The organism is Prevotella sp. P3-122 (assembly GCF_002251365.1).
Lineage (GTDB): Bacteria > Bacteroidota > Bacteroidia > Bacteroidales > Bacteroidaceae > Prevotella.
The window spans coordinates 73,406-86,639 of sequence record NZ_NPJH01000021.1 but is presented as its reverse complement, the minus strand read 5'-3'; the positions used below and the strand labels follow the sequence as shown (position 1 = coordinate 86,639).

Annotated in this window: 11 protein-coding genes and 1 rRNA gene; all 12 read left to right on the top strand. The window is 48.4% G+C overall.

Going from position 1 to position 13,234, the window contains the following annotated elements:
- Nucleotides 1-98, top strand: a 5S ribosomal RNA gene (rrf, locus tag CIL02_RS04065); the annotation flags it as partial.
- Nucleotides 99-605: 507 nt separating this feature from the next.
- On the top strand, nt 606-1,508 hold the full coding sequence (locus tag CIL02_RS04055; protein ID WP_094399311.1) for an AraC family transcriptional regulator: 903 nt from the start codon (nt 606-608) through the stop codon (nt 1,506-1,508).
- Between the two features lie 66 nt (nt 1,509-1,574).
- Nucleotides 1,575-2,156, top strand: coding sequence for a hypothetical protein (locus CIL02_RS04050; protein ID WP_094399309.1), 582 nt, complete (start codon nt 1,575-1,577; stop codon nt 2,154-2,156).
- 186 nt (nt 2,157-2,342) lie between these two features.
- Entirely contained in the window at nt 2,343-2,564 is a 222-nt protein-coding gene (locus CIL02_RS04045; RefSeq protein ID WP_094399307.1) for a DUF2795 domain-containing protein, read from the top strand.
- 237 nt (nt 2,565-2,801) lie between these two features.
- Complete coding sequence (locus tag CIL02_RS04040) at nt 2,802-3,740, top strand: PorP/SprF family type IX secretion system membrane protein (protein WP_094399304.1); 939 nt, start codon at nt 2,802-2,804, stop codon at nt 3,738-3,740.
- 6 nt (nt 3,741-3,746) lie between these two features.
- Nucleotides 3,747-5,195 (top strand): SUMF1/EgtB/PvdO family nonheme iron enzyme, encoded by a 1,449-nt coding sequence (locus CIL02_RS04035; RefSeq protein ID WP_094399302.1) that lies wholly within the window; start codon nt 3,747-3,749, stop codon nt 5,193-5,195.
- Entirely contained in the window at nt 5,195-6,046 is an 852-nt protein-coding gene (gene gldL / locus CIL02_RS04030) for a gliding motility protein GldL (RefSeq protein ID WP_094399300.1), read from the top strand. The genes CIL02_RS04035 and gldL overlap by 1 nt, the downstream gene beginning before the upstream one ends.
- 63 nt (nt 6,047-6,109) lie before the next feature.
- On the top strand, nt 6,110-7,666 hold the full coding sequence (gene gldM / locus CIL02_RS04025; RefSeq protein WP_094399298.1) for a gliding motility protein GldM: 1,557 nt from the start codon (nt 6,110-6,112) through the stop codon (nt 7,664-7,666).
- A 35-nt stretch (nt 7,667-7,701) separates the two neighbouring features.
- A complete protein-coding gene (gldN, locus tag CIL02_RS04020) occupies nt 7,702-8,793 on the top strand; it encodes a gliding motility protein GldN (protein ID WP_094399296.1) in 1,092 nt (363 codons plus the stop codon).
- A gap of 37 nt (nt 8,794-8,830) precedes the next feature.
- Nucleotides 8,831-9,436: a porin family protein gene (locus tag CIL02_RS04015; RefSeq protein ID WP_094399294.1), complete on the top strand. Its 606-nt coding sequence runs from the start codon at nt 8,831-8,833 to the stop codon at nt 9,434-9,436.
- Between the two features lie 291 nt (nt 9,437-9,727).
- The gene (locus CIL02_RS04010; protein WP_170935009.1) at nt 9,728-11,245 is read left to right on the top strand and encodes an OmpP1/FadL family transporter; all 1,518 of its coding nucleotides are present in this window, start codon (nt 9,728-9,730) and stop codon (nt 11,243-11,245) included.
- 508 nt (nt 11,246-11,753) lie between these two features.
- Nucleotides 11,754-13,112, top strand: coding sequence for an ATP-binding protein (locus CIL02_RS04005; protein WP_094399292.1), 1,359 nt, complete (start codon nt 11,754-11,756; stop codon nt 13,110-13,112).
- Nucleotides 13,113-13,234: the final 122 nt, after the last annotated feature.

The following is a 13,234-nucleotide window of genomic DNA, read 5'->3' as shown; positions in this document are numbered from 1 at the left end:
GGCGGGGTCCCACCTCTTCCCATTCCGAACAGAGAAGTTAAGCCCGCCATCGCCGATGGTACTGCAATGCAATGCGGGAGAGTAGGTAGCCGCCTTCTTTTATCAGGGCTCCGAGGACGAATGTCTTTGGAGCCCGTTTTTTATTGCATCTGAAAATAGTATAATCAATGTCTCGCATTTAATTAATTGTGATTCTACTATGCCTTTATGGATATGTATCACAGTACAAGAGCATTTTTGCATCTTACATCCATGGGGGCACGGTGAAGGGCCTCCTCGTAGTAGTCGCCGGGATTGTTTGTGGCGTGCCTGTATTGGTCAATATGCAGGCCGGTGAGGAATAGCTGTTCGATTGTTTTGATTTCCTCTGGCAGCAATGCGGTCTTGGCGGCAAGGAATAGGCCGAAGATGCTGAAATACCCTGTCGCGAAAGCGGAGATGATGTAGATGATGGCAGCCGTAGTGAGCAGCTTGTTAGTTCTTCTTGTTCGTTTGCAAAGATATTGGTTATAGTCAGATGAGATGAGAAAAAAAAGTGGCAGAAAGATGGATAATTTCGCTATTATTCGCTATATTTGCACAAAGAAGCCTATTAACAGTCCTATATGATACGAATAAAAAGCGGGTTTTCCGGCGAACGCTCCCTTGTGTTGCCCAAGATGGTGACAAGTATGATGTCTGCCGATGCTATAGCCTCTGTGCTCTATATAACCGATATAGGCTATTATCCCAATGCGGATGCGCATTTCCGTGAGCGCGAGGAACCTGTCGACCAGTATGTGTTCATATACTGTGTGGCAGGCCGGGGCTTCTATGTCGTCAATGGTCAAAGATACGATGTGGAGCCGAACCAGTATTTCATACTTCCAGCCGGAGTCCCCCATGCCTATGGTGCTGACGCCTTGGAGCCATGGACGATATATTGGATTCATTTCAAGGGTACCCTGGCACGCCACTATGCTCAGAATGCCTTGGCTCCGATATCAGTAAGGCCTGGCATGAAGTCGCGTATTAGCTATCGCACGAGCATGTTCGAGGAACTTTTCGAGGCCCTCAATTCCGGCTATGGCATTGAGAACATCAGGTATGCCATGTCGCTCTTCCATCACTACCTCGGGTCGTTGCGTTATCTGCGGCAGTACAGGGAGTGCGGTACGGATGTGCAAGCAGGAACCGCAAGCGATGAGGATGCCATAATAAGTGCGGCAATACATTACATCAAGGAGAACATAGAGAGACATCTTACGCTAAAGGACCTTGCCGACTATACAGGCTACTCGCAGTCGCGTTTCTCTGTAATATTCAAGGAGCGCACGGGACACAGCCCTGTCAACTATGTCAACCTCATCAAGATGAAGGAGGCCTGTTCAATGCTCGACAACACACAGATGAAGGTAAATCAGATATGCCACAAGCTCGGCATTGACGACCCTTACTATTTCTCCCGCCTCTTCAGTAGCATCATGGGCATGAGTCCAAAGATGTATAGGCAGACACCGAAGGTTTAGCCCGTTGGCAGTGTTGTCAGAGACCATGCTGACGGACAAAGATAATAACTGTGCAAACACTGTTACATGTCACTATATAATAAGAAAGGTATATATCCCCTGTTGTGGTTGCGCCGCATCAGACATAGCCGTGGTTTTGGCGTACAGTCGCCTACGGCCTACTCGTTTATCCGCTATGTCATAAACGAGCACTATCCCTATTATGCCTATTCGGAGCTTGCAGAACAGTTCCCCTCCACTGGGTGGTGTGAGCGTAAGCTCTTTCGGTTGTATCTCCGCATAGCCAACCATGTGCAGGCTGCGGTCATGGTCGACCTTTGTGGCCGTAACGATTGTCTGCGCGCCTACGTTAAGGCAGGATGCCATTCGACAGAGGTTGTCTACGCCATGCCGGATAATGGGACGGCAGGCATTGTCCGCATGAGAATTACTGATGGGTTCCCCACACAATTCTCCAACGTGATAGATAAGGTTGATGCACAGAGCATAGTCATCATTGAGGATATACACCGCAACCGTGAGGCAAGGAAAATGTGGAGGAATGTGGTGGCAGACAAGCGCACTGGCCGCACCTTCGACCTATACTATTGTGGCATAGTGACTTTCGACTTGTCGAAATATAAGCAGCACTATAAGGTTAACTTCTGACTTTGCAGCCTGAAAGCTCCCTATCACACAGGGTGGTGTGGTGTGAGTGATTTTTGCTAAAAATGTATGGAAATCTTAAAAATTACTACAATGTTTGACATGTGGTGAAAAAAAGAACATATTTGCTTGCAGATAAAAAGAAAATCGTTACTTTTGCGGAAAATTTGAAACATAATATTTAAGACTATGTATTGGACACTTGAATTAGCATCAAAATTGGAAGACGCACCATGGCCTGCAACTAAGGAAGAGTTGATAGACTATGCCATCCGTTCCGGCGCACCGCTGGAGGTGTTGGAGAACCTACAGGAGATAGAAGACGAGGGTGATGTTTATGAGAGCATCGAGGATATCTGGCCTGACTATCCTACCAAAGAGGATTTTCTCTTCAACGAGGACGAATATTAAATCATCCAGCAAGCATCAAATCTGCTTAAATGAATGAATATGAGCAACATGGTAAGATTCTTATGATTTTACCATGTTGCTTTTTATGGCCCTTTTCTGTCGCAGTGGCAAATCTGTGGGGGATATCAACGCCTTTAAGGGCAAATGCGTAATAAAGAGGAATATTCAGAGTGAGAAATTTCTCTTTCTGTGTATGTACTTATGCAATAAAACATAAGTTGCGTCGTTTTTAAAGTGATGTTTAGACATTTTGCGGTCATATTGTTGGCGCTGCTTCTTATCCCTGTTGGGATGAGAGGGCAGTATGATGCTTCCTTCGCCCATTATTGGGCGATGGAGACCTCGTTCAATCCCGCAGCGGTGGGCAAGCAGTCGAAGATTAATGTCACAGGAGCATATAATATAGGTATGGCGGGATTTGAGAATAATCCTCAGACCATGTATGCGGCTGCCGACATGCCGTTCTATTTTCTCAAGTCGTATCATGGCGCAGGCGTGCAGTTTATGAACGACCAGCTCGGACTGTTCAAACATCAGAAGCTCGCCCTGCAGTATGCCCCCAAGTTCAAGCTGTTTGGAGGTGTGGCAGCAATAGGCTTACAGCTCGGCATGCTCAGCGAGTCGTTCGATGGCTCCGACCTTGACCTTGAGGACTCCAGCGACCCGGCGTTCACTACATCAGAGGTCAACGGCAACAGCGTGGACATTGGTGTGGGCATCTACTATACTCACGGCCAATGGTATGCCGGATTGTCCGCTCAGCATCTGACGGCACCCCTGGTCTCGTTGGGCGAGACAAATGAGCTGCAGATAGACAGGACATATTATTTGACAGGCGGATACAATATAAAACTGAGAAATCCGTTTCTATCTATAAAACCCTCTCTGCTCGTGCGTACAGACATGACAGTCTGGAGGGCAGACATCACGGGGCGGCTCGTATACGCCCATGATGAGAAACTCCTCTATGGCGGTGCCACATACAGTCCGTCGACATCATTCACCCTGATGGTGGGAGGCAGTTTCCATGGTTTCGTGCTCGGCTACAGCTATGAGGTGTACACCACGGCCATAAGCATGGCCAATGGCAGCCACGAACTGTTCTTTGGCTATCAGCACGACATCAATCTTGTTAAAAAAGGTAAGAACAAACATAAAAGTGTAAGAATTCTATAATATAGCATGAAGAAGACTATTATTGCCATTTGCGCCCTGGCCATACTGGCGGCCCTTGTGTCATGCATGAGCTCCAAGTCGGCATCGTCATCAGGTAGGGGAGGCGAGGTAGTGGGAGTAGGAGGACGAGCCTTCGTAGAACCCACACCGTACGGTATGACACGAATAGACCGTGGCTTCCTAAAGATGGGACTCGACAAGCAGGACTCTCTATGGGGCAAGCAGACTCCAGTGAAGGAAATCTCCGTCGACGGATTCTGGATGGATGAGACAGAGGTTACCAACTCACAGTACAAGCAGTTCGTGGAGTGGGTGCGCGACAGCATCCTGCGTACGAGACTGGCTGACCCGTCATACGGCGGTGACGAGACCTACATGATTACTGAGGATAAGAATGGTGACCCGGTAACACCACATCTCAACTGGAACAAGAGACTGCCACGAAAACCTACCGAGGATGAGCAGAGAGCCATTGAGAGCCTCTATATTACTAATCCTGTGACTGGCGAGAAACTTCTGGACTACAGCCAGATGAACTACCGCTACGAGGTCTACGACTACACAACGGCTGCATTGCGCAGAAACAGGATGCGTCCTGAGGAGAGAAACCTCAACACCGACGTGCCTGTAAACATGAACGAGGTAGTGATGATATCCAAGGACACGGCATATATCGATGACGAGGGACGCATCGTCAGAGAGACTATCAACAGGCCACTCTCAGGACCATGGGACTTCCTCAATACATATATCGTGAATATATATCCCGACACAACCTGCTGGGTCAACGACTTCCGCAACTCCGACAACGAGGTGTACCTCCGCAACTATTTCTCCAATCCGGCCTATAACGACTATCCCGTAGTGGGCGTTACATGGGAGCAGGCCAATGCTTTCTGTGCATGGCGTACGGAATACCTGCTCAAGGGTCTTGGCCCCGAGGCACGTTTCATACAGCGCTATCGCCTGCCTACCGAGGCGGAGTGGGAGTATGCCGCACGTGGCAAGGACGGAACGGAATTTCCGTGGGAGAACGGTGATGTGAAGAATGGCAACGGATGTTTCTATGCCAACTTCAAGCCCGACCGTGGTAACTATACCCAGGACGGAAACCTCATAACGAGCAAGGCTGGTATATACTCGCCAAACTCAAATGGGCTCTTCGACATGGCTGGCAACGTGGCCGAATGGACCAGTACCATCTATACCGAGGCAGGAGTGAATGCCATGAACGACCTTAATCCGCAGCTCGACTACAAGGCAGCCAAGGAAGACCCCTACAAGTTGAAGAAGAAGAGCGTCAGGGGAGGCTCATGGAAAGATCCTGAGTCGTTCATACGTTCGGCATGGCGTACATGGGAATACCAGAACCAGCCAAGGTCATATATAGGTTTCAGATGTGTTAGAAGTCTGGCCAATACAACAAGTGGAAAACAGAAAAAGAGTAAGAAATAATGGGCGAACATAGCAAATTCAATATTGTCTACCGTCTGCAGAAGTGGATGGACAGCGTGCCGGGACAGACGTTCCTGAACTACGCTTACAGTTGGGGAGCATCTGTCGTTATCCTCGGTACTTTATTCAAGCTTACCCACCTGCCGGGTGCCAATTTCATGCTGTTCCTCGGCATGGGTACCGAGGTGGTGGTGTTCTTCATTTCCGCCTTCGACCGTCCGTTCGACAAGACTGCCGAGGGACGTGAACTCCCTACACATGTCACTGATGAGTATCTTGAGACTGGGCGTGTTGTATATGATAACGTGCAGACACAAGGTGCGATAGTAGTTGGTGGAGTGGAACAGCCGTTCCATCAGGAAGATAATGCCGGCTTGTCTGGGGAGCCAGGTGATGGCGGAGAAGCTGGCAGCACCGTGGTATCAGGTAATGGCGGTACGGTAATCATTGGTGGTGGTACCGTAACAGGACCGCAGCCAAACTATGTTCCGCAGATGAGTACCGAGGAAGCAGAGGCTCTCAACGAGGCCCAGGGCAACTACGTAGAGGAGCTGAAGAAACTTGTCGACACTCTTGCAAAGGTCAACGAGCAGAGCGCGCGCCTCACACGCGACAGCGAGGAGATGGAAAACCTCAACCGCACGCTCACTGGCATCAGCAAGGTATACGAGATGCAGCTTAAGGGAGCAAGCCAGCAGATTGGCACCATCGACCAGATTAACGAGCAGAGCCGTAAGCTCGCTCAGCAGATTGAGCAGCTCAACAAGATCTACTCTCGCATGATAGAGGCCATGACGGTAAACATGCGGGCAGCGGCTCCAGGCTCTTCAGCCGGCAATGCCGAAGTGTAAGATATTGCAGGTTCACATATAAATAGAACCTGCCTATAACGTTTCATATTCAACAATACCATAATGGCAATCAAGAAAAGACCAGTCTCTCCGCGCCAGAAGATGATTAATCTCATGTATGTCGTTCTGATGGCGATGCTTGCGTTGAACGTCTCAACAGAGGTGCTCAACGGATTTTCCATTGTCGAGGAGAGCCTGAACCGCACTACTACCAACTCGTCCAAGGAGAACGAGTCCCTGTACGGTGCCTTCCTTGAGCAGATGAAGACCAATCCAGAGAAGGTGAAGGCATGGTTTGAGAAGGCCACCGTAGTCAAGCAGATGAGTGACTCGCTCTTCAACTATGCACAGAGCTTGAAGGAGCAGATTGTCAGGGAGGCAGACGGAAAAGATGCCGATGTGACCAACATCGTCGGCAAGGACAACATAGAGGCTGCGGCACAGGTGATGCTTGCACCGGGAACAGGACAGGGCGGAAAGCTCTACAATGCCATCAACTCCTATCGCGAGAGGATATTGCAGATGGTCACTGACCCGCACCAGAAGAAACTCATTGCCGACAACCTCTCGACGGAAGTCCCAAAGAAGGACAATGCACTGGGCAAGAACTGGCAGGAATACATGTTCGAGAGTATGCCTGTGGCAGCGGCCGTAACGCTGTTGTCGAAGCTTCAGAGCGATATACGCTATGCCGAGGGTGAGGTGCTCCACACGCTTGTGGCAAACATCGACATCAAGGACATCCGTGTAAACCGTCTTAATGCATTCGTCATTCCTGAGAAAACAACCCTCTATCCTGGTGAAACCTTCACTGCCAATATCGTGATGGCAGCTGTCGATACTACGCAGCAACCTGAGATTTATGTCAATGGCACTAAGGTGAACACCACCAACGGCAAGTACTCTTTTACTGCTGGTGGGGTAGGTGAGCACACATTCGGAGGTTATATGCTTATGCGCAATGGAGCTGGCGACCTGCTGCGTAGGGAGTTCGTGCAGAAGTACGAGGTCATAGCGCCGCCGTCGGGAGCAACCATTGCCGCTGACCTTATGAACGTTCTCTATGCCGGCTATGCCAATCCTATGAGCATCAGTGTGCCGGGAATACCGCAGAATGCTGTTCACGTAACAATGTCTGGTGGCACGCTCACTGCCAAGGGTGATGGACACTATGTTGCAGTGCCAGGAGCCGTGGGCAAGGATGTCACCTTCTCCATATCGGCTACCGACAAGGGGAAGACACGGCAGATGGGAACATTCTCGTTCAAGGTGCGCAAGCTGCCCGACCCGACGCCGTATATCGCCATAGGTACGGACAGATACAAGGGTGGCGGACTGGCTAAGGCATCGCTCATGGGTGCTACGGGCATACATGCGGCCATTGATGATGGACTGCTCGACATTCCGTTCAAGGTGCTGAGCTTCGAGGCTGTGTTCTTCGACAACATGGGCAACGCTGTGCCGATGGCAAGCAATGGAGCGCAGTTCTCTGACAGGCAGAAGGATGCGTTCAGGAAGCTGTCTCGCAACAAGCGCTTCTACATATCGCAGGTTACGGCAGTAGGACCTGACGGCATTACCCGTAAGCTGTCTGCCGCAATGGAGATTGTTGTCAAGTAGTGGAACAGTAAAATTTGCATAAAAAATAATTCCGTATGAAAAAGATATTATCCATTCTTGTCATGGTGTTCATGGTGCAGGCTATCTCTGCACAGGCACCCAAGCGCAGGACACAACAGCAGCAAGCTACCAAGCAGTCGAATGCCAATACCATGACGACACGTGCGCAGATAGCATTCCCAACGGAGTCACAGATGTCCGAGGATGTTGTCTGGAGAAGGGACGTTTACAGGGAACTCGACCTTACCGAGGATGCCAATGCCGGACTCTACTATCCTGTGGAGCCTATTGGCACACAGATGAACTTGTTCACGTATATGTTCAAGCTCGTCATGAGAGGACCGACGCGTGGAGGCATCAGTGCCTACGAGTACCGCCTCGACGGAAACGAGAATTTCAGCGATTCCGCACGCATAAAGCCTCTGAAGTTCCTCGATGACTACCATATCTTCTATGAGCGTACCGACAAGGGCATTCGCCTTGACGATAGCGATATTCCTTCGGCTGAGGTTAAGGGCTACTATATCAAGGAGTCGTCATACTACGACCAGACAACGGCGACATTCCATACCAAGGTGCAGGCTCTCTGCCCGATACTCTCGCGCCAGGACGATTTCGGCGATGGCGCTACCAAGTACCCGCTCTTCTGGGTGAAATATGATGATGTGGCTCCATTCCTTGCCAAGCAGACCATCATGACGAGCAATCTCAACAATGCCGCAACGATGAGCGTTGACGACTATTTCACCATGAACAAGTACTCAGGAAAGATTTACAAGACCAACAATATGCTTGGGCAGACCCTCGCCCAGATGGTTTCGCCGAAGAGTGACTTCGGCAATATGGATGAGGCTGCTGGTGACAGCCTCCTTGCCAAGGCGCAAAACCAGATAGAGGCACAGATAAAGAATTTCGAGACCAATATCTGGGGCGACCAGGCGCGCAAGGACTCGTTGGACAGCATTGCCAAACTTGACCCCAAGACCGTGAAGGCCATGAAGAAGCAGAACAAGGATAAAACAGCGTCGTCTTCGGCATCAGCGTCGGTAAAGAAGAAAACCCGTAAGTCCTCGTCTACGTCTTCCTCCTCTTCAGCACGTGTCACAGTTCGTAGGGAGAGACATTAATAATGATGTTTAATTATCCAACCAATTTATACCATTTATGAAAAAGTTTCTATCACTCCTTTTCGTTGTGGCAGCACTGATGATAGCCACTCCGTCTGATGCTCAGGTACGTTTCGGTATCAAGGGCGGTCTCAACGTCTCTGACATGAGCCTAAGTAAGGATGTTCTTGAGTCTTCTAACAGACTTGGATTCTTTGTTGGTCCGACTCTCAAGGTAACTCTCCCTCTAACTGGTCTTTCTGCTGATATCTCCGCACTCTACAATCAGTCCGAGTCGAAGATTGACGATGAGACCATCAGCCGAAAGTATATCGACATTCCTCTCAATGCCCGCTATGGACTTGGTTTGGGCAGCATCGGCGTTTTCGCATACGCTGGTCCTCAGGTAAGCTTCAATGTAGGTGATGATGAGTTCAGCTGGACAAGTTCCGATAGCTATAAGAACTCCTTCCAGCTTAAGAAGTCGCTATTCAGCGTAAACGTAGGTGCTGGTGTTACCGTCAGCAGCCTTCAGCTCACTGCCAACTACAACATAGCCGTAGGCAAGACAGGTGACGTAAGCCTCGGAGAAGCAGTGAATTCCGTTATCGGAACCAAGGCAAGGGCAAACAGCTGGCAGATTGGTCTCGCCTATTTCTTCTAATTACACCCAACCTCTATTATAACGCCGTAGATGCAGGCACATGATGCTTTGCACCTACGGCGTAATTGTTTCCCTTACGGAGTGTCGCTTCGTTACACAATTTCTCCACTGAGCCGTTTCTTCCCTTTCATGGAGTAAAGCCTTTTTTTCTCAAAATGATGCACAAATCATTTCTTGTGTGCATTGTTTGTCTTCTTTGATGTTAACAGTTATTAAATATATGGTATATTATGATGGAAGAATAGGACAATTATGCTAACTTTGCAGCCAATATTTTATACTGTATTTAAAATGAATAAGTTAAAATTTGTATTTGTTGCCGTTTCCATGTTGTTTGTCGGCAACACAGTAGAGGCAGGTGGACTGCTAACAAACACCAACCAGAATGTATCTTTTCTTAGAAATCCGGCACGCGATGCCGCCATCGGTATCGACGGAGTGTATAGCAATCCCGCAGGCGTAGTGTTTCTTGGCGAGGGCTTTCATCTCTCGCTGAACGTGCAGAATGTACACCAGACACGTACCATCAAGACGGGTTTTCCGCTCTTTGTCAACAATTTCAGCAATCCTGGCCAGCAGGTACATAAGTTCGAGGGAACAGCCGACGCACCGATATTACCTTCCATCCAGGCAGCATACAACAAGGGTGACTGGAGTTTCCAGTTCGGTTTTGCTGTAACAGGTGGCGGCGGCAAGTGCGAGTACGATAACGGCCTAGGCTCTTTCGAGCAGATTGTTTCCGGCTTCCCATATGCCAGTGTCAATGGTGTAAGTGCCATTGACCTTATGAACCAGCTCTATGCGGGTCTTGGACAGGTCAACCCGGCACTTGCAGGCCATTCCATGGGCAACAGATATAGCTACGACTCTTACATGCGTGGCAGGCAGTATTACTATGGCTTCACCTTCGGTGCTGGCTACAAGGTCAACGACAACCTCTCTGTCTATGGTGGCGTACGTATGCTCTACGGCTCGTCCAACTACTACGGATATGTAAAGAACATACAGGTTGAACACCTACAGAACGGCAATGCCGAGATGGTAAACGCCATGCAGCATTTCCAGGAGCAGGCTGCCACATTCAACCAGGTAGCAGGTATGTTGAATCAGGCTGGAATGCCTGACAAGGCTGCAATGTTCGCAAATGGTGCTGCCCTCTCTACAGCCCTTGCCAACGGTACACAGGACATAGAGCTCAACTGCGACCAGACGGGTTGGGGCATTGCACCAATCATCGGCATCGACTACAAGACTGGTAATCTGAACCTTGCTGCCAAGTATGAGTTCAAGACACGCATGCGCCTTAAGAACAAGTCTGCCAACAGTCTCAGTGCTGAGAATATAGCCATGCTCGGCAAGTTTGCCGATGGCAAGAAGGTAGCCGAAGACTCTCCGGCTCTTCTCACTGTCGGTGCGCAGTATTCCATCGTTCCTTCTGTACGTGTCATGGCTGGTTGGCACCACTATTTCGATGTCGATACCGAGCAGTGGACTAAGGAGATGCTCGACGATACCAATGAATATCTGCTGGGTGCCGAGTGGGACATCAACAAGATGGTGACGGTGAGTGCCGGTGGACAGCGTACGGAATATGGCTACAAGGATGCCGGTATGAACGACATCTCGTTCAACGTCAATTCCTATTCCTATGGTCTTGGTGTGGCAGTCAACGTAACAGAGAAGGTACGCATAAATGCAGCCTATTTCCAGACATTGTATGATGACTACGATATGGAGAACGCAGGCGTAACAAACTCCTTCACACGTACCAACCGTGTCTTCGGCGTAGGTGTCGATTTGAAATTCTGATTACCATTAGCAAGTACACAATACGACAACAAGCGTAGTGTGCAAAATATGGGTATCCTAATTATGAAATGGATCTCCTAATTATGAAGTTCATGTAGGTAAATCTCGCGCTGTAAGCGCAAAAGCACATAGCCCAGGGTAGAGCGTAGCGACACCCTGGGTTATTTCATGTAGGTGATGGTCGCGCTGTAAGCGCAAAAGCGTAGATAACAGCAGGACAAATAACGCTTTTGCGCTTACAGCGCGTGCTGGTCAATGTATTTTCTACGAGCAAGTAGTCAGAGTAAATAGGAACAGTTCCATTTTGGGTACAACAAACTGGACACCCTATTTATTAATTATGTCCAATGAAAACATTGATAAAAACGGAAAGATATTATTTTCATGCACTTTTTCTCTTGATTATTTCACGGAATAATTTGAAAAGTGTAATTTTGTAGCACGATTTTATATTGAAAAGTGTAATTTTGCAGCACGGTTTTATATTGAAAAGTGTAATTTGAAAGCTATGCTATACAGGAAGATTGGAAAATACATAGAGCAGCATCTGCTTGGCGGTTCTGACAAGATTCTTCTCATAGAGGGAGCTCGTCAGATAGGCAAGACGTTTATTATCAGGGAGATAGGTGGTAGGCTTTTCCAAAATTTTATTGAAATAAACTTGGCTGAGGATGCTGACGGTAAGGGCGTGTTTCGTAATGTGCGCACTACAGACGAGTTTTATTTTGCTCTGAGTGCTGTAGCCGGAGGTAAGTTGGGCAGTGCTTCGGATACATTAGTGTTCCTTGATGAGATTCAGCAATATCCACAATTTCTTACTATGTTGAAGTTCCTTCGTCAGGAGCGACGTTTTCAGTATATAGCTAGTGGTAGTCTGCTTGGAGTGACGCTCCGTTCAACTACATCTATTCCTGTGGGCAGCATTATAAGGAAGAAGATGTTCCAGTTAGACTTCGAGGAGTTCCTGCTTGCCAACGGAATGGGCGAGGAGGCGATTATGTCAATGCGCGAAGCATGGCGTAAGGGTGAGAGCCTGTGCATGGAAGTGCATGAAATGATGATGACTCATTTCCGTCGCTATCTGCTTGTTGGAGGAATGCCTGACGTGGTTAATGAGTATCTTGCCACGAAGAATATTGTAAAGGTAAGACAACTACAGAATGCTATCCATCAACTGTATAAGGACGATGCGGCAAAGTATGTCGAAACGTTTGGCAGAAACTTGTTGGTAAGGCGCATTTACGACATGATTCCATCCCAAATGGAAAACAAGAAGAAGCGTATTGTTGCAAAGAATATTCAGGACAAGCATGGCGACCGTTTCGACCGTTATGAGGAGGAGTTTGAGTATCTTGTCTCTTCGGGCATAGTTCTTGATGTACATGCTGTGAGCAATCCGCGCTATCCGTTGTCGGAGTCGGTTCAGAAGAACCTGCTGAAGTTATATCTCAACGATGTGGGTATGCTTACAGCCCAACTGTATGCCAATAATATTCAAGCTGTTATGAGGGACGAGCGGAGCATTAATTTGGGTGCGGTATATGAAAGTGTCGTGGCTCAGGAGTTGGCTGCACATGGTTTCTCGCTTTTTTATTATGACAACAGGAAGAATGGCGAGGTGGATTATCTTATAGATGATTATGAAAGTCTTTCGGTTTTGCCAATCGAGGTGAAGTCGGGTAGAGATTATACCATTCACAGTGCCTTGAACAAGCTATTGTCGAATACTGACTATCACATCAAGTCGGCGATTGTGGTGAGCAATGAACGTATCGTGCGTCAAGTTGGCAATGTCAAGTATTTGCCCATATACTATATTATGTTTCTCGACAAGGAGGACATGGGAAGTGAAGAGGTGTTTTTCTGATAATACAATATTTATTTAGTAGGGTGTACAGTTTAATGTACAAATATCAGTAGCAACGCCCTGAAAGGGCAACCTGCGCATAGCCCAGGGTGCCGCTTCGCTCTACCCTGGGCTATGCGCTT

What these genes read in the sequence shown, in the direction of transcription:
- CIL02_RS04055 (WP_094399311.1), top strand. Translation starts at nt 606, where the DNA reads ATGATACGAATAAAAAGCGGGTTTTCCGGCGAACGCTCCCTTGTGTTG.
- CIL02_RS04050 (WP_094399309.1), top strand. Translation starts at nt 1,575, where the DNA reads ATGTCACTATATAATAAGAAAGGTATATATCCCCTGTTGTGGTTGCGC.
- CIL02_RS04045 (WP_094399307.1), top strand. Translation starts at nt 2,343, where the DNA reads ATGTATTGGACACTTGAATTAGCATCAAAATTGGAAGACGCACCATGG.
- CIL02_RS04040 (WP_094399304.1), top strand. Translation starts at nt 2,802, where the DNA reads ATGTTTAGACATTTTGCGGTCATATTGTTGGCGCTGCTTCTTATCCCT.
- CIL02_RS04035 (WP_094399302.1), top strand. Translation starts at nt 3,747, where the DNA reads ATGAAGAAGACTATTATTGCCATTTGCGCCCTGGCCATACTGGCGGCC.
- gldL (WP_094399300.1), top strand. Translation starts at nt 5,195, where the DNA reads ATGGGCGAACATAGCAAATTCAATATTGTCTACCGTCTGCAGAAGTGG.
- gldM (WP_094399298.1), top strand. Translation starts at nt 6,110, where the DNA reads ATGGCAATCAAGAAAAGACCAGTCTCTCCGCGCCAGAAGATGATTAAT.
- gldN (WP_094399296.1), top strand. Translation starts at nt 7,702, where the DNA reads ATGAAAAAGATATTATCCATTCTTGTCATGGTGTTCATGGTGCAGGCT.
- CIL02_RS04015 (WP_094399294.1), top strand. Translation starts at nt 8,831, where the DNA reads ATGAAAAAGTTTCTATCACTCCTTTTCGTTGTGGCAGCACTGATGATA.
- CIL02_RS04010 (WP_170935009.1), top strand. Translation starts at nt 9,728, where the DNA reads ATGAATAAGTTAAAATTTGTATTTGTTGCCGTTTCCATGTTGTTTGTC.
- CIL02_RS04005 (WP_094399292.1), top strand. Translation starts at nt 11,754, where the DNA reads ATGCTATACAGGAAGATTGGAAAATACATAGAGCAGCATCTGCTTGGC.